Annotated in this window: 19 protein-coding genes and 2 tRNA genes; 8 read left to right on the top strand and 13 right to left on the bottom strand. The window is 41.5% G+C overall.

Translation table 11 applies throughout. From position 1 onward, the window contains the following. Positions 1-7: 7 nt before the first annotated feature. The 10 genes from gloA2 to ccmA form a co-directional block, all read right to left on the bottom strand. A complete protein-coding gene (gene gloA2 / locus ACNAV8_RS06160) occupies positions 8-403 on the bottom strand; it encodes an SMU1112c/YaeR family gloxylase I-like metalloprotein (protein ID WP_103855220.1) in 396 nt (131 codons plus the stop codon). Between the two features lie 412 nt (positions 404-815). Continuing rightward, positions 816-1,715 carry a c-type cytochrome biogenesis protein CcmI gene (gene ccmI, locus ACNAV8_RS06165; RefSeq protein WP_103855221.1) on the bottom strand — a complete coding sequence of 300 codons (900 nt, stop codon included), beginning with the start codon at positions 1,713-1,715 and terminating at the stop codon, positions 816-818. A 3-nt stretch (positions 1,716-1,718) separates the two neighbouring features. After that, complete coding sequence (locus tag ACNAV8_RS06170) at positions 1,719-2,201, bottom strand: cytochrome c-type biogenesis protein (RefSeq protein ID WP_415777395.1); 483 nt, start codon at positions 2,199-2,201, stop codon at positions 1,719-1,721. Then, positions 2,201-2,746 carry a DsbE family thiol:disulfide interchange protein gene (locus ACNAV8_RS06175; protein ID WP_194750693.1) on the bottom strand — a complete coding sequence of 182 codons (546 nt, stop codon included), beginning with the start codon at positions 2,744-2,746 and terminating at the stop codon, positions 2,201-2,203. Before ACNAV8_RS06175 ends, ACNAV8_RS06170 begins: the two co-directional genes overlap by 1 nt. Positions 2,747-2,756: 10 nt before the next feature. Next, positions 2,757-4,715, bottom strand: a complete 1,959-nt coding sequence (locus ACNAV8_RS06180; RefSeq protein WP_103855530.1) for a heme lyase CcmF/NrfE family subunit — start codon at positions 4,713-4,715, stop codon at positions 2,757-2,759. Further along, positions 4,715-5,230: a cytochrome c maturation protein CcmE gene (ccmE, locus tag ACNAV8_RS06185; protein ID WP_103854200.1), complete on the bottom strand. Its 516-nt coding sequence runs from the start codon at positions 5,228-5,230 to the stop codon at positions 4,715-4,717. Before ccmE ends, ACNAV8_RS06180 begins: the two co-directional genes overlap by 1 nt. Continuing rightward, positions 5,227-5,430: a heme exporter protein CcmD gene (gene ccmD / locus ACNAV8_RS06190; RefSeq protein ID WP_103855529.1), complete on the bottom strand. Its 204-nt coding sequence runs from the start codon at positions 5,428-5,430 to the stop codon at positions 5,227-5,229. Before ccmD ends, ccmE begins: the two co-directional genes overlap by 4 nt. An 83-nt stretch (positions 5,431-5,513) precedes the next feature. Continuing rightward, positions 5,514-6,257, bottom strand: a complete 744-nt coding sequence (locus ACNAV8_RS06195) for a heme ABC transporter permease (RefSeq protein ID WP_103855528.1) — start codon at positions 6,255-6,257, stop codon at positions 5,514-5,516. A 40-nt stretch (positions 6,258-6,297) separates the two neighbouring features. Continuing rightward, the gene (gene ccmB, locus ACNAV8_RS06200) at positions 6,298-6,963 is read right to left on the bottom strand and encodes a heme exporter protein CcmB (protein WP_103855527.1); all 666 of its coding nucleotides are present in this window, start codon (positions 6,961-6,963) and stop codon (positions 6,298-6,300) included. 43 nt (positions 6,964-7,006) lie between these two features. Next, complete coding sequence (gene ccmA / locus ACNAV8_RS06205) at positions 7,007-7,657, bottom strand: cytochrome c biogenesis heme-transporting ATPase CcmA (RefSeq protein WP_103855526.1); 651 nt, start codon at positions 7,655-7,657, stop codon at positions 7,007-7,009. A gap of 531 nt (positions 7,658-8,188) precedes the next feature. On the opposite strand from ccmA, the gene leuA reads away from it, so the two are divergent. The 5 genes from leuA (at position 8,189) to ACNAV8_RS06230 (ending at position 14,486) form a co-directional block, all read left to right on the top strand. Further along, complete coding sequence (gene leuA / locus ACNAV8_RS06210) at positions 8,189-9,742, top strand: 2-isopropylmalate synthase (RefSeq protein WP_115249487.1); 1,554 nt, start codon at positions 8,189-8,191, stop codon at positions 9,740-9,742. An 11-nt stretch (positions 9,743-9,753) separates the two neighbouring features. Continuing rightward, entirely contained in the window at positions 9,754-10,830 is a 1,077-nt protein-coding gene (gene leuB / locus ACNAV8_RS06215) for a 3-isopropylmalate dehydrogenase (protein WP_103855525.1), read from the top strand. 287 nt (positions 10,831-11,117) lie between these two features. Then, positions 11,118-12,527, top strand: coding sequence for a 3-isopropylmalate dehydratase large subunit (leuC, locus tag ACNAV8_RS06220; protein WP_103855524.1), 1,410 nt, complete (start codon positions 11,118-11,120; stop codon positions 12,525-12,527). 9 nt (positions 12,528-12,536) lie between these two features. After that, positions 12,537-13,139 carry a 3-isopropylmalate dehydratase small subunit gene (gene leuD / locus ACNAV8_RS06225; RefSeq protein WP_103855523.1) on the top strand — a complete coding sequence of 201 codons (603 nt, stop codon included), beginning with the start codon at positions 12,537-12,539 and terminating at the stop codon, positions 13,137-13,139. A gap of 105 nt (positions 13,140-13,244) precedes the next feature. After that, positions 13,245-14,486: an O-antigen ligase family protein gene (locus ACNAV8_RS06230; protein WP_415777396.1), complete on the top strand. Its 1,242-nt coding sequence runs from the start codon at positions 13,245-13,247 to the stop codon at positions 14,484-14,486. A 67-nt stretch (positions 14,487-14,553) separates the two neighbouring features. Here ACNAV8_RS06230 and folD read toward each other — a convergent pair whose 3' ends face one another. Further along, positions 14,554-15,414 (bottom strand): bifunctional methylenetetrahydrofolate dehydrogenase/methenyltetrahydrofolate cyclohydrolase FolD, encoded by an 861-nt coding sequence (gene folD, locus ACNAV8_RS06235; RefSeq protein ID WP_415777397.1) that lies wholly within the window; start codon positions 15,412-15,414, stop codon positions 14,554-14,556. Between the two features lie 164 nt (positions 15,415-15,578). Between folD and ACNAV8_RS06240 the strand changes: the two genes are divergently transcribed. Together ACNAV8_RS06240 and ACNAV8_RS06245 are read left to right on the top strand one after the other, a co-directional pair. Further along, positions 15,579-15,655 (top strand) — tRNA-Pro (locus ACNAV8_RS06240). Between the two features lie 30 nt (positions 15,656-15,685). Then, positions 15,686-15,762 (top strand) — tRNA-Arg (locus tag ACNAV8_RS06245). 262 nt (positions 15,763-16,024) lie between these two features. Here the strand turns inward: ACNAV8_RS06245 and groL are convergent. Together groL and ACNAV8_RS06255 are read right to left on the bottom strand one after the other, a co-directional pair. Further along, a complete protein-coding gene (gene groL, locus ACNAV8_RS06250; protein ID WP_415777398.1) occupies positions 16,025-17,668 on the bottom strand; it encodes a chaperonin GroEL in 1,644 nt (547 codons plus the stop codon). Between the two features lie 78 nt (positions 17,669-17,746). Further along, complete coding sequence (locus ACNAV8_RS06255; RefSeq protein WP_017806817.1) at positions 17,747-18,037, bottom strand: co-chaperone GroES; 291 nt, start codon at positions 18,035-18,037, stop codon at positions 17,747-17,749. A 340-nt stretch (positions 18,038-18,377) separates the two neighbouring features. Between ACNAV8_RS06255 and ACNAV8_RS06260 the strand changes: the two genes are divergently transcribed. Continuing rightward, complete coding sequence (locus ACNAV8_RS06260; RefSeq protein ID WP_103855521.1) at positions 18,378-19,388, top strand: Fe(3+) ABC transporter substrate-binding protein; 1,011 nt, start codon at positions 18,378-18,380, stop codon at positions 19,386-19,388. Positions 19,389-19,400 lie beyond the last annotated feature (12 nt).

The following is a 19,400-nucleotide window of genomic DNA, read 5'->3' on the forward strand; positions in this document are numbered from 1 at the left end:
AAATATTTTATTCAATTTCATAAAGCTCTAAAGGCAAACCATCAGGATCTTGAAAAAAGGTAAATTGCTTACCCGTTAATTCGTCCACTCTGATAGGTTCACAAAAAATGTTATGTTGGGCTAAATATGCCATAACTTGATGAATATTTTTTACTTTAAATGCCAAATGGCGTAAACCGCAAGCCTCTGGTCTTGTTGGTCTGGCTGGCGGATTTGGAAAGGAAAACAGCTCAATTTGACTGCCATCGGGTAAGGTTAGCTCCAACTTATAGCTTTCTCGCTCCGCCCGATAGGTTTCTTGAATAACCTTTGCCTGCAAAATCTGCGTGTAAAAATGTTTAGATTTCGCATAGTCTGACGCAATAATTGCAATATGATGAAAACCTAAAAATAATGAATTCATTTTTCACACAAAATTAAAAGTCTAAAATTTGCAAGCCAATGAATTATTTTGTTTTTAAACTTTTTTCTAAGGTCACAGCAAGTAGCACGCACAGTGCTGCCATAATACCAAGCCCGATTGTAAATGCCATTTACTCCTCCTTTTCCGTTATCAATTTCTCTAAATTCTTACGCATAAAATCTGCACTGAATAAACAAGCATAGGCAGAAATAACGAGAAATAGACAATTTAGTACTTTATAGCCTATCGCATTCTCTCCATATAGTACTACAGGGGCGGCTAAAATCGCAACTTTTGCAATATCATCAAGGATTTTTCACCACGATTGTAAACTTTCTTTATTTACTGGTCTTTTAAAAATATTAAACATTACTCGCCCTTTTAGTTACACATTAATCTTAAGTAAACAAGATTATTTTTTCTGCACCGCCTTTTCCTTTTCTTCTTGTGCATCGCGTGCGGCGCGGATGCTTTTTTCAAGCAGGGCGACTCTTGGATCATTTTCGGGGATTAGGCGTAACATCATCGCCCAAGTGACTGCGGCCATTTTGTATTCTTCGCTTTCAAAATATTGAAATGCGAGTAAACCAAGGGCTTGTAGGTTGCTGTGATCTTTGCGCAGAACGCCTTTGAGCAAGTCCATTCCTTTGTTTTTATCCGTTTGGTCATCGGAAAACATTAAAATGCGCGCATAAGAAAGCTGATATTCAATATTTTCAGGATCTAATTTTACCGCACGGGCGTAGCTGTCATAGGCTAAACGTGCCTTATCCAGATTCATTGCGATTTGTCCAAGCGTCCACCAGTCCGCCGCGTTGTTGGGTTCTTTTTGCAATTTTAAGCGCAATGCGGTGGCAAATTGTTGCAATTCTTGATCGTTCATTGGATTGCTTTCTTCTTCCTTTAAACGTTCATAAAAGTGCGGCAGTTTTTGGTAGGTTTTTTCAAGCATAGCTTCTTGATGCCAAGCGCCTGCTTGCATATAGCCTAGCCCCGCTAAAATTGCTAAGGTTAAAAAGCCCGATACAAACCAAATTTTGCCATAGCGTTTGCCATCTTGCTGAAGTTGTTCATTTTCAGGAATATCTTGCAATAAGGTTTGCTGTAATTCCGTACGTAACTGCGAGGCGTTTTCAATTAAACCTTGCTTTTCATCTTCTTCAATTTCTTGCAAACGATTGAAATAAAAGGCTTTATTTAGTTTGTTACGCTTGTTGCTGTCAAGCACTTGTTTGCCTGAAAATAATAAGGGATAAAAACAAATTAGCGCCACAATAAGGGTGATCGCAAAACTGATGAGCCAAAAATTCATTGTTTATTCCTTATCCTTTAATAATTGTTGTAAACGTTGCTGTTCCGCTTGGGTTAAATTTTCATCATTAATTTGCACCGCACTTTGTTTTGCCTGTGGTTGTTTTTTCGGTTTACGGCGTAACACTAAAATGCCGCCGAACAACACAAGGCAAACTGGCACAGCCCAAAGTAACACCGTAGCCGGTGTGAGCGGTGGATTGTAGGTAACAAAATTGCCGTAACGTTGTACCATATAATCCACCACTTGCTGTTTGCTTTGCCCTTGGCTGAGCAATTCATACACTTTCTCTCGCATATCCACGGCAATGGTGGCGTTGGAATCGGCAATATTATTGTTCTGGCATTGCGGGCAACGTAGCTCTTGAGTTAGGCTTTGGTAATCCTGTTCCTGTTGCACTGAAGCAAAATTTCGCACTTCAATAGCTGCCTTTGCCGTGATGGCGCAAAATAAAAGTGCGGTGAAAAAATAAGGAATTTTTCGCATTATTTTTGTTCCATTAATTTTTGATAAATCGGCTGCAAGGTGCTTTGCCATACTTTTTCGTTCACGTCCCCTGCATAGCGATAATGAATGATACCTTTGCCATCAATAATGAAGGTTTCTGGTGCACCATAAACCCCGAGATCTAGCCCGAACGATCCTTTTTCATCTTTAATCACAAGCTGATAAGGATTGCCCAAATCTTTCAGCCATTTAATGGCTTTGTCCGTTTTGTCTTTGTAATCCACACCGATAATGGTTACCCCTTGTGAATGGAGCTGATTCAAATATTGATGCTCCGCATAGCAAGTGGGACACCAAGTCGCCCACACATTCAATAAGATCGGTTTACCTTGTTGGAAAATGCCTTGATCGTGCGTTTTATTCTCAAACAGATCTTGCAAAGTTGCTGCTGGCACGGGCTTGCCCACTAAAGCACTTTCCAAGGCTTTAGGATCATCACCGTTGGAATTGCGTTGTAATTGCACGAAAAAGGCGATGGTTAGCGCTAAAAATAAAATCAAAGGAATAGCATATTTTTTATTCATCACGACCTTCTTATTCTGTTTGAGCTTTGGTTAATAACTGTTTGAAACGGTAGCGTCTGTCAAGCATACAGAGCAAGCCACCTAACGCCATAAATACGCCGCCGAACCAAATCCAACGGATAAACGGTTTGTAGTATAAACGCAATGCCCACGCACCATTGCCAAGGCTTTCGCCTAAGGCCACATAAAGATCGCGACTAAAGCCCCAGTCAATCGCCGCTTCTGTCATTGACATTTTACTCACGGTATAAAAACGTTTTTCAGCATACAATGTGGTTTCGTATTTGCCGTTTTTGCTGATTTCAATTTCCGCTTTGCCGCCGAGATAATTCGGGCCATTGGCATCACTAATGCCTTGGAATTTGAAATCATAACCCGCAATATCAATGCTGTCGCCTACGTTCATTCGCACATCACGTTCAATGCTGTAGTTTTGGCTAAAGGCAATGCCCCAAACGGTCATCGCTACACCAAGATGCGCCAACACCATTCCCCAATGGGAACGAGAAAGTTTGCTTAGCCCCACAAAGAAATTGTGGCGGTGCGTGGCGCGCTGTTGTAATTCGTATAATGCCAATACAGTGATAATCACCGACATCATCACGCCAAGCACGGAGGTTGCGGTGATGCGATCTTGTAACCAATAAGGCAGTACAAAGCCAGCAATTAGCATCAAAATTAGGCTGATAATCACTGGCGTTCTAATGGCAGAAAATTGATCTCTGCGCCATTTCACCAAAGGCCCAATGCCAAGTAATAAGGCAAACGGGATCATAATGTATAGGAACATTTGATCGAAGAACGGCGCGCCAATCGAAATGCTGCCCAAGCCAAGTTGTTTATGCACCAAAGGCAATAATGTGCCTAAAAAGACCACCGCAAGTGCGGTCATTAATAAAATATTATTGAGCAATAACATGGTTTCACGGGAATAACGCTCGGCATTATCTCTTGAGCGAATACGGTTGCCTTTGTAGGCATACAGGGTAAGCGAACCGCCAATCACCACGATCAAATAAGCCAAAATATAAAGCCCACGAGTTGGATCGGACGCAAAAGCGTGAACAGAAACCAAAATACCTGAGCGCACAAGGAATGTGCCGAGCAAACAAAGGGAAAAGGCTAAAATCGCAAGCAATACTGTCCAAGCTTTAAACGAGCCACGCTTTTCGGTTACCGCAAGAGAATGTAATAATGCCGTTCCTGCCAACCAAGGCATTAGTGACGCGTTTTCAACTGGGTCCCAGAACCACCAGCCGCCCCAGCCGAGTTCGTAATACGCCCACCAAGAGCCAAGAACAATCCCTAAAGTTAAGAAAACCCAAGCCGCCATTGTCCAAGGGCGCGACCATCTTGCCCAGGCAGTGTCTAGTTTGCCTGTCATTAATGACGCAATGGAAAAGGCAAATGCTACGGAAAAACCTACATAGCCCATATAAAGTAGCGGTGGGTGGAAAATCAAGCCGACATCTTGCAGCAGCGGATTTAACTCTCGCCCTTCCACAGGGAAATCAGGAAATGTGCGATCAAAAGGATTGGAGGTGAATAAGACGAAAATTAAGAAACCAATGGTAATCACGCCCATTACCCCCAGCACGCGCGCGACCGCTTCTTGCGGTAACGGCTTACTGAAAAAGGCGACTGCTGCACTCCATAAGGTGAGCAACCAAATCCATAGCAATAGCGATCCTTCGTGCGAACCCCACACGGCGGATGAGCGGTAAGCCAACGGCAAGTTGGTATTGGAATTATTCACCACATATTGCACGGAAAAATCGTTGGTGGCGAATAAATAAAATAAACTGGCAAAAGCTAAAGTTAGGCTGAAAAATAGCCCATAAGTCATTGGGCGCGCCAATGCCATTAGCTGCGCGTTATTTTTTTCTGCGCCATATAAAGGGAAAAACGCCAACAGCAGGGAAACGCCCAAACTCAAGGCTAACGCATAGTTTCCTAATTCTGCGATCATTATTTACCTTCTTGTTTTTCTTGACGATCACGCTCGCTTTCGCCCGTTAAATCTGAAATACCCATTGGTTTATGCACTTTTTTCATTTGCTCGCCTAATTCTGGCGGCACATAATTTTCATCGTGTTTCGCTAACACTTCACTTGCTTCCAACAACGTTGGTGTTTTTAGCACGCCTTGTGCCACAATGCCCTGCCCTTCACGGAATAAATCGGGCAAAATGCCTTCATATTCCACGGTGATCGAAGGCCCAATATCGTTAAGATCAAACACTACTTTCAGGCTTTTGTCATCACGTTTCACCGTGCCTGCCACCACCATTCCGCCCACACGGATACGCTGCCCTACTTTCGGTTTAGTTTCCGCATCGTCATTTTTACCGTAGATCACTTCCGTTGGGGTGTAAAATAAATCAATATTTTGACGCAACGCATACAGCACCAGTGATGACGCCACCGCCACGCCAATTAACACAAATAACACAATGGTTAAGCGCGATTTACGTCTTGGATTCATAGGCTTTCTCCTGTTCTGCGGTTTTGTTCATATTGCGCGCGTTGTTGTTCGCGCTTAATTTCATTTATAAGTTTTTTCTTGCTCATTACGCCTTGCAAGATCAAACCCGCAATGGCTAAGAAAGAAACGCCATAAGAAAGCCAAACGTAAAAACCGTAGCCCCCCATATTCAGAAAATCACTCACAGATTCAAAAAACATCATCTTATCCTTATAAAATTAAAAATTCTTGAAAAAACCACCGCACTTTATTTTTACGAAAACGAAAGTGCGGTGCAAATTGGTTAAATTTTTTGCTGACTGACTAACGCTTTCACCCAAGGGCGTTTTTTCTCATCATTTAATAACGCTAAACGATAACGCACTAAGGTTAAGCAAATGGTTAAGGCCATAAAACCGAAAATCGATAAAATTAATGGAATTAACATTGGCGTGGCGATGGACGGCTTTTCAAACTTCGTGATACTCGCCCCTTGGTGCAAGGTGTTCCACCATTCCACTGAAAAGTGAATAATTGGAATATTGATCACACCGACGATGGATAAAATCGCTGCCGCTTTCATTCCTGTTGTGCGATCTTGGAAAGCAGAATACAGCGCAATCACGCCTAAATATAAGAAAAATAAGATTAATGATGCGGTAAGTCGCGCGTCCCACACCCACCAAGTTCCCCACATTGGTTTGCCCCAAATTGCACCTGTTGCCAAGGCGATAAAGGTGAATACCGTGCCGATCGGCGCCATTGCGATGATAGAAAGATGAGCTTGGCGAATTTGCCACACCAAACCAATCACACCCGCAATCGCCATTGAAACATAAATGCTCATTGACCAAATCGCCGCTGGAACGTGGATATACATAATGCGAAAGCTGTTGCCTTGCTGATAATCTGCTGGCGCATAGGCCAAGCCCCAAACTAAGGCGGAGCCAATTAATAAGGTTGAAAGCACCACAAACCAAGGAATAAATTTTCCGCATAAATGGTATTGGGTTTCTGATTTGGCATAAGGGTGAAGCCATTTCCACATAATCAATCTTTCCTTTAATCAAAAAATAAAAACTTGTGCCTTATTCAAGGCTAATTCGTAATGCCCCCGCAATGGCAAAAGGCGATAAGGTCAGTGCCGCACATAACATTGCGCCCAAAATAGCAAGTTGCCCGTTATAAGGCAAGGCAAGTGCTGCTGCTTCAAGGACGGACGCAGAAAAAATCAACACTGGAATAAATAGGGGTAACACTAATAAACTCAGCAACACGCCGCCTTTGCGCAGCCCAACAGTGAGCGCCACGCCAATCGCGCCAAGGCAGCTTAAAATTGGCGTGCCAAGCAACAAGGTTAGCACCAACGCCCACCATAAATGGCTGTCGAGGGAAAGCAACAACGCCGCAATGGGTGAAAGCAAAATAAGCGGCAAGCCGGTTAATAACCAATGCGCTACCACTTTCGCTAAGGCGGTTAAGGCTAAATGTTGAGAGCTGAGCATTAATTGCTCCAGCGATCCGTCAATAAAATCATCGCGAAACAAACGTTCAAAAGAAAGCAACGCGGAAAGCAATGCCGCTACCCAAGCCACCCCGGGGGCGATTTCTGCCAGCAATTTTGGTTCAGGGCCAATCACTAACGGAAACAGGGTGATAATAATCAAAAAGAACCATAACGGATTGAGAATCTCCGTTTGTTTTCGCATCGCAATGCATAATTCCCGTTTGATGATTTGCGCAAATATCTGCATAAAAAATTCTCTAATTTTGCACCGCACTTTATCTATGATGAAGCTATTCGCGGTGTGAATAAAATTTATATTTCTCTAAATCTAACACTTGTAATTGTTCGCTTGGAATTTCTTGGTGGCTGGTTAAAATCACCATTCCGCCTTTTTCCACTTGCTGTTCAAATAAACGCGTTAAAATGCGTACGCCATTTTTGTCAATGGAGGTAAAAGGCTCATCTAAAATCCATAATGGCGCTTGGGAAAGCCATAGACGCGCAAGAGCAATTCGCCGTTGTTGCCCTGCAGAAAGTTGCCCAGAAATAACGTCTTCGCGCCCAATCAATCCCACTTTTTCCAATGCTTGCCAAAGCGCCTCTTCCCCTTGCTGACATTGGCTAATGGCTTGATAAAATTTCAAATTTTCCCAAGGGGTTAGCTCTGGCTTAATGCCTGCGTGATGGCCTAAATACAACAGTTGGTAATAATAATCTTCGCGGCATTGTTTGATCGCCTGCCCATTCCAACACACTTGCCCTGCCAAAGGTGGCGCAAGGCCAACTAAAATGCGTAACAAGCTGGTTTTGCCAATGCCGTTATGTCCTTCAATCTGCACAAAATCACCACTTTGCCAAGTGAGCGATAAATCCGTAAACAGGGTTTTATCGCCACGCTGGCAGGCAATTTGTTCGAGCTGTAATTGATTGATTATTGACATAAAATTCACCTATAAGGAAAAGTGCAGTGATTTTATCACAAGGGCATAGGTGAGCGTAGTTATTCCACAAAAGAAAAACTAACTCTTTTGTAGTATTTATAGGTGGTTATTGATTTAACGCAAAAATTGCTTTTTGCCGTTTTGAGAAAAAAATGTAATAAATTTTATCCACGCCATTTCTAAAAAAGTGCGGTATAAAAAAGTAAACCTTTTACCTAACTCAAAATATTTATCTTTTTATCCACAAAATAATAGTTTATTAATCTATCTCAAATTCTTGTAAATCGTTTACCTTGGATAAAAATGCTAAAATTTTGTTTGACAGTTTATTTTTAATTAGTAAGATAAAACTCGTTTTCAAGAAGGATTATGTTTTATGTTTACTCGTGTTTTACTCTCACTCCACCTGCTTCTCTCACAGTTTTTGTGCGGCTAGCTTGTGGATGAAAAACACCAAGGTAAAAACTTCCCAAATTTGACCCGCACTTTTTAGGCGGGTTTTTTTATATCTTCAAAATGAAAGGACAGATTATGCAAGATCAAGTGATTATCTTTGACACCACCTTACGCGATGGTGAACAAGCGTTGAAAGCCAGTTTGACAGTAAAAGAAAAATTACAAATCGCTTTTGCCCTTGAACGTCTTGGTGTGGACGTAATGGAAGTGGGTTTTCCTGTGTCTTCCGCGGGGGATTTTGAATCCGTCCGTACCATTGCGGAAAACATTAAAAATAGCCGAGTGTGTGCCTTATCGCGCGCAGTAGATAAAGATATTGATGTGGCGGCAGAAGCGTTAAAAGTGGCAGAAGCCTTTCGTATTCATACTTTCATTGCCACTTCTGCCTTGCACGTTGAAGCTAAATTACGCCGCACGTTTGATGATGTGGTAGAAATGGCGATTAACGCCGTAAAACGCGCGCGCCGTTATACCGATGATGTAGAATTTTCTTGCGAAGATGCAGGGCGTACGGGCATTGATAATATTTGTCGTATTGTGGAAGCTGCCATTAAAGCAGGGGCAACCACAGTGAATATTCCTGATACCGTGGGTTATTGCTTGCCAATGGAATATGGCAATATTATCGCCAATGTAATGAACCGCGTGCCGAATATTGATAAAGCGGTGATTTCTGTGCATTGCCACAACGATTTGGGTATGGCAACGGCAAATTCTTTAACTGCGGTGCAAAATGGCGCGCGACAAATTGAATGTACGGTAAATGGTATTGGTGAGCGTGCAGGTAACACCGCTTTGGAAGAAGTGGTAATGGCGATTAAAACACGTCAAGCCTTGTTTGGCGTGGATACGCGCATTAATACGCAAGAAATCCACCGCGTCAGCCAAATGGTTAGCCAATTATGTAATATGCCAATTCAGCCAAATAAAGCTATTGTTGGATCGAATGCTTTCGCCCATTCTTCGGGCATTCACCAAGACGGTATGGTGAAAAATAAAAACACCTATGAAATTATGTCGCCAGAAACCATTGGCTTGAAGAAAGAAAAATTGAATTTGACTGCACGTTCTGGCCGTGCTGCAGTGAAAAACCATATGGATTCAATGGGTTATCAAGAAAATGAGTATGATTTGGATAAATTATACGAAGCTTTCTTGAAATTAGCGGACAAAAAAGGGCAAGTCTTTGACTACGATTTAGAAGCCCTTGCCTTTATTGATATGCAACAGGGTGATGAAGATCGCTTAACCCTTGATGTAATCACCTCGCAAATGATTAGCCATTTGCCTGCTTCCGCTTTCGTGCAAGTGGAATTGGATGGCGAGAAATTAAGCCAAGTATCCAGCGGCGGTAATGGCCCTGTGGACGCAGTGTTTAACGCTATCTTGAAAATCACCAATATTGATTTAAAAATGTTGAACTATAACTTAACTGCGAAAGGGGAAGGGGCTGAAGCGCTTGGGCAAGTGGATATTGTGGTGGAACATAAAGGACGCCGTTTCCACGGTGTGGGTTTGGCAACGGATATTGTGGAATCTTCAGCCCGTGCGCTTATCCACGCCATTAATGCGATCTACCGCTCGCATAAAGTAGAAAATTTAAAATTAAGCAAAAATGCAATCAATTAAGGAGTGATGTGATGAAAAATTATAATGTCGCCGTATTAAGTGGCGATGGCATTGGCCCAGAAATTATGGCTGAAGCCATCAAAGTGCTTGATGCTGTACAGCAAAAATATGGCTTTCAGCTTAACTTTCGCCATTTTGATGTGGGCGGTATCGCCATTGATAAACACGGCACGCCATTGCCAGCAGAAACCTTAAAAGGCTGCGAAGAAAGTGATGCAATTTTATTTGGTTCAGTGGGAGGGCCTAAATGGGAAAACTTACCGCCAAATCAACAACCTGAACGCGGCGCATTATTACCATTGCGTAAACACTTTGCTCTATTTTGTAATTTACGCCCTGCAACTCTATACAAAGGATTAGAAAAATTCTGCCCATTGCGTGCAGATATTGCGGCGAAAGGCTTTGATATGGTAACGGTGCGTGAATTAACCGGCGGGATCTATTTCGGTCAGCCTAAAGGTCGTGAGGGCGAAGGGAAAAACGAAAAAGCCTATGATACGGAAATCTATCACCGCTATGAAATTGAGCGTATCGCCAAAGTGGCCTTTGAAACCGCAATGAAACGCACTAAACACGTTACTTCAGTGGATAAAGCCAACGTATTGATCAGCTCTACCCTATGGCGTGATGTAGTGGAAGAAGTGGCAAAAGACTATCCTGAAGTGAGATTGGATCATATCTATATTGATAACGCCACGATGCAATTAATCAAACAACCTGAATTTTTTGATGTGTTGCTCTGCTCAAATATTTTCGGCGACATCATCTCTGATGAATGTGCAATGATCACGGGATCAATGGGAATGCTTCCTTCCGCCAGCCTAAACGAACAAGGTTTCGGTTTATACGAACCTGCAGGAGGCTCAGCCCCAGACATCGCCGGCAAAGGCATCGCCAACCCAATCGCACAAATTCTTTCCGCCGCAATGATGTTGCGTTATAGCTTTGATCTCAATGACGCCGCCACCGCAATAGAAAGTGCGGTGAAAAAAGTGCTAGAAAATGGCTACCGCACCGCAGATCTTGCAGATGAAAGTGCGCCTGTTTCAACGAAAGAGATGGGTGATCTTATTGTGGCTGAGATTTAAAAATCTCCCCTTAGCCCCCTCTTTATCAAAGAGGGGAAAATGAGATACTCACTCTCTTTTAATTTAACCAAAATAAGAATAGCGCACCTTCGGGTTCCCTTCTGTTTTGCCCGAGTGTGAATGAATTTTTAGGAAAATTTAGTTTGTCTGAGGCACAAAGTGCCGAGTTATAAATTTTCCGTTAAGAAAATTCATTCTAAGCGAGGAAAAGCAAAACAGCAGGGTGTGCTTTTTTGCCTACTTTTTTGCACAAGCAAAAAAGTAGGTTCACAAAACGAGTAATAAATATGAAAAAAACCCTATACGACAAATTATTCGATGCTCACATCGTTTACGAATCAGAAGGCGAAACACCGATTTTATACATCAATCGCCATTTAATTCACGAAGTAACCAGCCCGCAAGCCTTTGACGGATTGCGTGTTGCCAATCGCCAAGTGCGTCAAGTGGGTAAAACTTTCGGTACAATGGATCACAGCATTTCAACGCAAGTGCGTGATGTGAATAAATTAGAAGGACAAGCCAAAATCCAAGTATTAGAACTTGCCAAAAACTGTGCCAATACAGGGATTGAATTGTTCGATATGAACACCAAGCAACAAGGTATCGTTCACGTTATGGGGCCAGAGCAAGGTTTAACCTTACCGGGAATGACTATCGTCTGTGGGGATTCACACACTGCTACCCACGGGGCATTTGGGGCATTGGCATTTGGTATCGGCACATCTGAAGTGGAACACGTTTTAGCCACCCAGACTTTAAAACAAAGCCGTGCGAAAAATATGAAAATTGAAGTGCGTGGCAAAGTTGCCCCAGGAATTACGGCAAAAGACATCGTGCTTGCTATTATTGGCAAAACCACAATGGCAGGTGGCACAGGACACGTTGTAGAATTTTGCGGTGAAGCCATTCGTGATCTTTCTATGGAAGGAAGAATGACCGTCTGCAATATGGCCATTGAACTTGGTGCAAAAGCAGGATTAATCGCACCAGATGAAACGACTTTTGAATACTTGAAAGACCGCCCTTATGCCCCGAAAGGCAAAGATTGGGACGAGGCAGTGGCGTATTGGAAAACCTTGAAAACCGATGAGGGCGCAGAATTTGATACGGTGATCGTATTAGACGCGAAAGATATTTCACCACAAGTAACTTGGGGAACAAACCCAGGGCAAGTGATCGGCATTGATCAAACCGTGCCAAATCCCGCAGAAATGAATGATCCTGTGGTTCGTGCTTCTGCTGAAAAAGCCTTAGCTTATATTGGGTTAGAAGCTAATGCGGATTTAACTCAAATCCCCGTTGATCAAGTTTTTATAGGCTCTTGCACTAACTCGCGTATTGAAGACTTACGCGCTGCTGCCGCGGTGATGAAAGGGCGTAAAGTTGCTGATAACGTAAAACGCGTGTTGGTGGTTCCGGGATCTGGTCTTGTAAAAGAACAGGCCGAAAAAGAGGGCTTAGATAAAATCTTTATCGAAGCAGGGGCTGAATGGCGTAACCCTGGTTGTTCAATGTGTTTAGGAATGAATGATGACCAATTAGGCGAATGGGAACGTTGTGCTTCCACCAGCAACCGTAACTTTGAAGGTCGTCAAGGGCGCAATGGTCGCACTCATCTTGTGAGCCCAGCAATGGCTGCGGCGGCAGCGGTGTTTGGTAAATTTGTTGATATTCGCCAAGTGGAATTATATTAAGGAGAAATTATGGCAGGCTTTAAACAACATTCAGGCATTGTCGTGCCTTTAGATGTGGCAAATGTAGATACCGATGCCATTATCCCAAAACAATTTTTGCAAGCCATCACGCGAGTTGGCTTTGGCAAACACTTATTCCACGAATGGCGTTATCTTGATGCAGAGGGCAAACAGCCGAATCCTGATTTTGTGCTGAACTACCCGCAATATCAAGGGGCAAGCATTTTATTGGCACGCAAAAATCTTGGCTGTGGTTCTTCCCGTGAACACGCCCCTTGGGCATTGGCTGATTATGGCTTCAAAGTGATGATCGCCCCGAGCTTTGCGGATATTTTCTACAACAACAGCCTAAATAATCATATGTTGCCAATCCGTTTAAGCGAAGAAGAAGTGGAAGAAATCTTCCAATGGGTGGCTGAAAATCAAGGGAAAACCATTGATGTGGATTTAGAAAAAATGACCGTCACCGTAGGCGAAAAAGTCTATCCCTTTGAACTAGACGAATTCCGCCGCCACTGCCTATTAAACGGCTTAGACAACATCGGCCTCACCCTGCAACACGAAAACGCCATTGCAGAATACGAGAAAAATATTCCTGCGTTTTTGAGATAAACTTAAGGCTGATACAACGTCAGCCTAATTTTTACCGCAGCACTAGCAATCTTAACCATTTTCACGCATACTTAAATCCAGAATTTTTCATTTGGGTTATGATTTATGCTTAATAAACGTTATTCTTTTAGTTATTTATTTGTAAACACTGCTGTTTCAATTTATTTTTTATCAATATTTCTTTTTAAGCGTAGCTATAACATAGCACCCGCCTTGCTCATTTTAGCGACACTTATCCTTTTTATAACAAGTAAAGAAAGAAAAAATATCTTTAAATTTAATAACGAACAAAAGACATTAGCTTTCAGTTATTTTTTCTACTTTGCAACACTTGCATTTTCTGTATTATTCCATCACGGAAAATTAAACGAATTAGATAATCCTAGTCGCATTTTACTATTCTTACCAATCATTCCATTATTAGTTAATTACAAACTTAGCTTTCATATTTTAATAAAAGTTATCCCTTTCTCTGCCCTATTAGCTGGAATTATTGCACTTATTCAGCGTTTTTATCTTGGGTATGAACAAGCATATAGCAATGTTATGCATATTCAAGGCGGTGATATGGCTATGAGTTTAGGTGTATTTTCAATTTGTATTAGCTTATATTTTTGGACAAATAAAAATAAGAAATTTGCTCTACTCGTATTATTCTGTGCCTTAATGGGAGTATTAGGAAGCATTTTATCTACCGCTCGTGGTGGCTGGATTGGCGTACCATTTATATTGGCATTTACCTTATATATTTATCGCAAGAAACTGCCTAAATATTTCTTTCCTATCCTATTTTCTACAATTTCAACATTTGTTGTTATTGTTTCTCTCACCAACACAGGAGGCATTATTGATCGCATCAATGCGGCTAAAGCAGATATTACGCAATATGTGAGTAGCGAAAACACTTCTACTTCTGTTGGTGCCCGTTTCGATATGTGGAAAGCTTCTTGGATTGCTATTCAAGAAAAACCTATTTTAGGTTGGGGAAAACAAGGTATTTATGATAAAAAGCAAGAGCTTGCAAAAGAAGGCATTATTAGTGAGTATGCAGCAAGTTTCGTGCATAATCATAATCAATTTATTGATGATACAGTAAAAAAAGGGCTAATTGGACTTATAGCCTTATTATTTGTTTTTATTGTTCCTTTACGCTTTTTTATTAGTAACTTAAAAACAGATAATCCAGAACTATTATGCCTTTCTAGTTTGGGGATCATTCACGTTACATCTACAATGTTTTATAATTTCTCACAAAGTTTCTTTAGCCATAATTCAGGAAATATTTTCTATTTCTTTTTGATTGTGATTTTTTATGCTGCCATTAAAGTGGTAAAGAATAAAAATTAAGACATAAAAATAATGCCCTATTACTGGGCATTATTTTTAAAAGTGCGGTGATTTTTTCTGGTATTTTTTATTTATTATCGACTAAATGCTTTTCATAAGCATACAATGTATTAAACATTAACATCGCAACCGTCATTGGGCCAACCCCTCCTGGTACTGGGGTGATGTAACCTGCTCTTTCTTTTGCTTTGTCAAATTCCACATCACCAGAAAGTTTGCCGTCCACACGGTTAATTCCTACATCAATCACCACTGCGCCTTCTTTAATCCATTCGCCGGGGATAAATTGTGGCTTTCCTACGGCAACCACTAGAATATCCGCTTGTTTCACGTGGTGTTCTAAATCTTTTGTGAAACGATGTGTTACCGTAACAGTACAGCCTGCAAGTAATAGCTCTAACGCCATTGGACGCCCTACAATGTTGGACGCTCCTACAATCACGGCGTGCTGACCATAAAAATCAATACCTGTGGTTTCTAACAGTTTAATGACACCGTAAGGAGTACAAGCACGCAGTGTAGGAATACGCTGACATAAGCGGCCCACATTATATGGGTGGAAGCCATCTACATCTTTGTTCGGTGAAATACGTTCAATAACAGAAGTGCTATTAATATGAGCAGGTAAAGGCAGCTGAACTAAAATACCATCAATTAGTGGATCTGCATTTAGCTCATCAATTAAAGCAAGCAATTCTTGTTCCGATGTACTTTCAGGCAAATCATAAGACTTAGAAAACATTCCTATTTCTTCGCAGCTTTTGCGTTTGCTGGCAACATAAACTTGCGAGGCAGGATCGGCGCCAACTAAAATGACCGCTAACCCTGGCGCACGTTTGCCTTGTTGGGTATATTGTTGAATTTTTTCAACAATTTCTGATTTGATTTCTTTAGAGAGAGCTGTGCCAGAGATGATTTGTGCCGTCATTACATTTTCCTTAAAATGAAATACTGAGAAAGTAAACGTTTGCTATTTTCTCAAAAAAAACATTCCAATGTAAGCCTAATTGAGATAATTTTGAGCGATTAAATAAAAAATAGAAAAAATTCATTGACTGATAATGAAAGCTACTTATAATGCTACACATCTGTCGGCGAGTAGCGCAGCTTGGTAGCGCAACTGGTTTGGGACCAGTGGGTCGTAGGTTCAAATCCTATCTCGCCGACCACTTCTTTTTTTATCTATATCCATTTGAAATGCGCCCTTAGCTCAGCTGGATAGAGCAACGGCCTTCTAAGCCGTAGGTCATTGGTTCGAATCCAATAGGGCGTGCCATTATAATCATTTCTTATTAACAAACTTTTATTTATTCTTATTTTGTATTTATTTTTCTAAAAACATATCCGCACTTTTGACAAAACAAGCAATCGTAACTCATTTTCTAACTTGTTCTTCTTTTATGCTGATGATTTTTTTCTAACGTATTATTCCAATGATAAAAAAATCCCCGTAGCTAAAACTACGGGGAGTTGTGCAATAGAAATCTAAAAATCAGAAAAATTTCCACCGCACTTTAAAAATGAGAAGTTGGGACGAATTACATCATACCGCCCATTCCACCCATACCGCCCATACCAGCGCCTAGGTCTACTTTATCTTCTTTTGGAATTTCGGTTACCATCGCTTCAGTGGTAATCATCAATCCAGCGATAGAAGCGGCGAATTGAAGGGCTGAGCGGGTTACTTTTGTTGGGTCAAGGATACCCATTTCCAACATATCGCCATATTGCTCAGAACCAGCGTTGTAACCGAAGTTTCCTTCACCCGATTTCACCGCACTTGCCACCACAGAGGCTTCTTCCCCAGCGTTGGTAACGATTTGGCGTAATGGCGCTTCCATTGCACGCAAGGCAAGTTTAATACCCACATTTTGCTCTTCATTATCGCCTTTTAAGCTTGCTGCAACTTTAGTTGCCGCACGGATTAAGGCAACACCACCACCAGCTACGATACCTTCTTCCACAGCTGCACGAGTTGCGTGTAAAGCATCTTCAACGCGATCTTTTTTCTCTTTCATTTCAACTTCAGTTGCCGCACCCACTTTAATTACAGCCACGCCGCCCGCTAATTTTGCCACGCGTTCTTGTAATTTTTCTTGGTCGTAATCTGAAGTGCTTTCTTCAATTTGTTGACGAATTTGTGCAACACGGTCTTTGATTTGCGCTTCTTCGCCCACGCCATCAATAATAGTTGTGTTGTCTTTGTTGATCACAACACGTTTTGCTTGGCCTAAATCTTCTAAAGTTGCTTTTTCTAACTCCATACCGATTTCTTCAGAAATCACAGTACCCGCAGTTAAAATCGCAATATCTTGTAACATTGCTTTACGGCGATCACCAAAGCCTGGTGCTTTTACCGCAGCCACTTTCACGATACCACGCATTGTGTTCACCACCAAGGTCGCAAGGGCTTCGCCTTCCACATCTTCAGCGATAATTAACAATGGTTTACCTGCTTTCGCAACGGCTTCTAACACTGGCAATAATTCACGAATGTTAGAGATTTTTTTGTCCACTAAAAGAATGAACGGATTGTCAAATTCTACAGTTGCAGATTCTGGTTTGTTGATGAAATAAGGTGAAAGGTAACCACGATCGAATTGCATACCTTCAACCACTGCCAATTCATCTTCTAAACCTGTGCCGTCTTCTACGGTGATCACGCCTTCTTTGCCCACTTTTTCCATTGCTTCGGCGATTAATTTACCTACAACGTTGTCTGAGTTAGCTGAGATTGTTCCCACTTGCTCAATTTCTTTTGAGCTTTCGCACGGTTTAGAGAGGTTTTTTAACTCCGCCACGACTGCACTTACGGCTTTGTCGATACCGCGTTTTAAATCCATCGGGTTCATTCCCGCAGCCACGGCTTTTAAACCTTCATTTACGATAGCTTGGGCTAATACGGTTGCTGTTGTTGTACCGTCCCCTGCAGCATCATTGGCTTTAGAGGCCACTTCTTTCACCATTTGTGCGCCCATATTTTCGAATTTATCTTCTAATTCGATTTCACGCGCAACGGATACGCCGTCTTTCGTGATCGTTGGTGCGCCAAAGGCTTTGTCTAAAATTACATTACGACCTTTCGGGCCAAGGGTGACTTTCACTGCGTCTGCAAGAATGTTTACACCGTTAAGCATTTTTACGCGAGCATCATTGCCAAATTTAACGTCTTTTGCTGCCATTTTTTATTCCTTCTTAATAATTAATTTTGCTAAAAGTGCGGTGAAAAATAACCGCACTTTTTGATGATTGATTTGAGATTATTCTACGATAGCTAAAATATCGCTTTCAGAAATGATTAACACTTCTTCGCCATCAATTTTTTCCGCTTTCACGCCATAGCCATCATTGAAGATAATGGTGTCGCCAACTTTTACATCTAAAGGCAACACGGTACCATTTTCTAAAATGCGCCCTTTACCCACTGCAAGCACTTTTGCACGGGTTGATTTAGTCGCCGCAGAACCAGTTAAAACAATTCCGCCAGCAGAAAGGGTTTCCACTTCTTCACGTTTGATGATCACACGATCGTGTAATGGACGAATATTCATTGTAATTTCCTTCTTAAGTTGAGGTTTTAAAACAAAAAAGTATCTTCAATATGGGGCAGGATTTTTTCCTTTCAAGAGAATAGCAAAAAATTTTTTGTAAAAATAGGTAAAAAAGCCCGCACTTTTGAGATAAAGATGAGAATAATTTTTATTTACTTGTCGTATTTTTTTCGGTAAAGTCAATGCTAGCTAAAACAAAGCTTGGCTAAAAAGTTTCAGCTAAATTTAACAGGCGTTTTTCACTGAATTCAAAAGGAGAAATTCTATTTTCTACGCAAAGTGCGGTGCAAAAACGCAGAGATTTTAACCAATTACCAACTTTTACCACGGAGAACGTGCAATGAAAAAAACAGTATCTGCTTTGGCCTTATTAACCACGTTTGCAGCGCCTGCTTTCGCCGCCAACGAAGTGAATGTCTATTCTTATCGCCAACCTTATTTGATCGAACCTATCTTGAAACAATTTGAGCAAGAAACGGGCGTGAAAGTGAATTTTATTTTTGCCGATAAAGGCTTAGTTGAGCGGGTAAAACGTGAAGGTGAGCTTAGCCCGGCTGATGTACTATTAACCGTGGACATTAGCCGTGTGATGGAAATTGTGAATGCGGGCTTAGCACAGCCTATTCAATCCAAGGTGTTAGATAGCAACATTCCCGCACAATTCCGTGATAGCCAAGGCAAATGGTTTGCGCTAACCAGTCGCGCGCGCGTGGTGTATTCATCGAAAGATCGCGTGGGTAAATTGCCAGCAAGCTTCACTTACTATGATTTAGCCAAACCTGAGTTGAAAGGCAAAGTGTGTGTGCGTTCAGGCAAACATTCTTACAATGTTTCGTTAATTGCCTCAATGATTGCTCACGATGGCGTAGAAAAAGCCAAAGATTTCTTAACAGGATTAAAAGCGAACTTGGCACAAAAACCACAGGGTGGCGACCGTGATCAAGTGAAGGCCATTAAAGAAGGCGTGTGCGATTATTCATTAGGCAATAGCTATTATTACGGCAAAATGCTTGAAGATGAAAAACAAAAAAGCTGGGCGGAAGCGGCTTACATCAACTATCCAAACCAAGAAACCGTGGGAACACATATGAATATTAGCGGTGTGGTGATCGCGAAATATGCCCCAAATAAAGACAATGCGGTGAAATTAGTGGAATTTTTAAGTGGCGATAAAGCACAGCATCTTTATGCTGAATTGAACCACGAATATCCAGTAAAACCGTCTGTACAAAAATCTAAATTGGTGCAATCTTGGGGTGAATTTAAACAAGATAATCTGCCATTAGAAAAAATCGCAGAAAACTATGAAAATGCGTTGAAATTAATCGATGAAGTAAAATTTGATCTGTAATAGATCCAATCT

The sequence above is a fragment of the Avibacterium endocarditidis genome (genome assembly GCF_965138825.1).
GTDB classification, from domain to species: Bacteria; Pseudomonadota; Gammaproteobacteria; order Enterobacterales; family Pasteurellaceae; genus Avibacterium; species Avibacterium endocarditidis.

Coding starts and splice junctions, on each gene's coding strand:
- ACNAV8_RS06170 (WP_415777395.1), bottom strand. CDS start 2,201: ATGCGAAAAATTCCTTATTTTTTCACCGCACTTTTATTTTGCGCCATC.
- leuB (WP_103855525.1), top strand. CDS start 9,754: ATGAAAAATTATAATGTCGCCGTATTAAGTGGCGATGGCATTGGCCCA.
- ACNAV8_RS06175 (WP_194750693.1), bottom strand. CDS start 2,746: ATGAATAAAAAATATGCTATTCCTTTGATTTTATTTTTAGCGCTAACC.
- leuA (WP_115249487.1), top strand. CDS start 8,189: ATGCAAGATCAAGTGATTATCTTTGACACCACCTTACGCGATGGTGAA.
- ACNAV8_RS06255 (WP_017806817.1), bottom strand. CDS start 18,037: ATGAATATTCGTCCATTACACGATCGTGTGATCATCAAACGTGAAGAA.
- gloA2 (WP_103855220.1), bottom strand. CDS start 403: ATGAATTCATTATTTTTAGGTTTTCATCATATTGCAATTATTGCGTCA.
- ACNAV8_RS06230 (WP_415777396.1), top strand. CDS start 13,245: ATGCTTAATAAACGTTATTCTTTTAGTTATTTATTTGTAAACACTGCT.
- ccmI (WP_103855221.1), bottom strand. CDS start 1,715: ATGAATTTTTGGCTCATCAGTTTTGCGATCACCCTTATTGTGGCGCTA.
- leuC (WP_103855524.1), top strand. CDS start 11,118: ATGAAAAAAACCCTATACGACAAATTATTCGATGCTCACATCGTTTAC.
- folD (WP_415777397.1), bottom strand. CDS start 15,414: ATGACGGCACAAATCATCTCTGGCACAGCTCTCTCTAAAGAAATCAAA.
- ccmA (WP_103855526.1), bottom strand. CDS start 7,657: ATGTCAATAATCAATCAATTACAGCTCGAACAAATTGCCTGCCAGCGT.
- ccmB (WP_103855527.1), bottom strand. CDS start 6,963: ATGCAGATATTTGCGCAAATCATCAAACGGGAATTATGCATTGCGATG.
- ACNAV8_RS06180 (WP_103855530.1), bottom strand. CDS start 4,715: ATGATCGCAGAATTAGGAAACTATGCGTTAGCCTTGAGTTTGGGCGTT.
- ACNAV8_RS06260 (WP_103855521.1), top strand. CDS start 18,378: ATGAAAAAAACAGTATCTGCTTTGGCCTTATTAACCACGTTTGCAGCG.
- ccmD (WP_103855529.1), bottom strand. CDS start 5,430: ATGTTTTTTGAATCTGTGAGTGATTTTCTGAATATGGGGGGCTACGGT.
- ACNAV8_RS06195 (WP_103855528.1), bottom strand. CDS start 6,257: ATGTGGAAATGGCTTCACCCTTATGCCAAATCAGAAACCCAATACCAT.
- leuD (WP_103855523.1), top strand. CDS start 12,537: ATGGCAGGCTTTAAACAACATTCAGGCATTGTCGTGCCTTTAGATGTG.
- groL (WP_415777398.1), bottom strand. CDS start 17,668: ATGGCAGCAAAAGACGTTAAATTTGGCAATGATGCTCGCGTAAAAATG.
- ccmE (WP_103854200.1), bottom strand. CDS start 5,230: ATGAATCCAAGACGTAAATCGCGCTTAACCATTGTGTTATTTGTGTTA.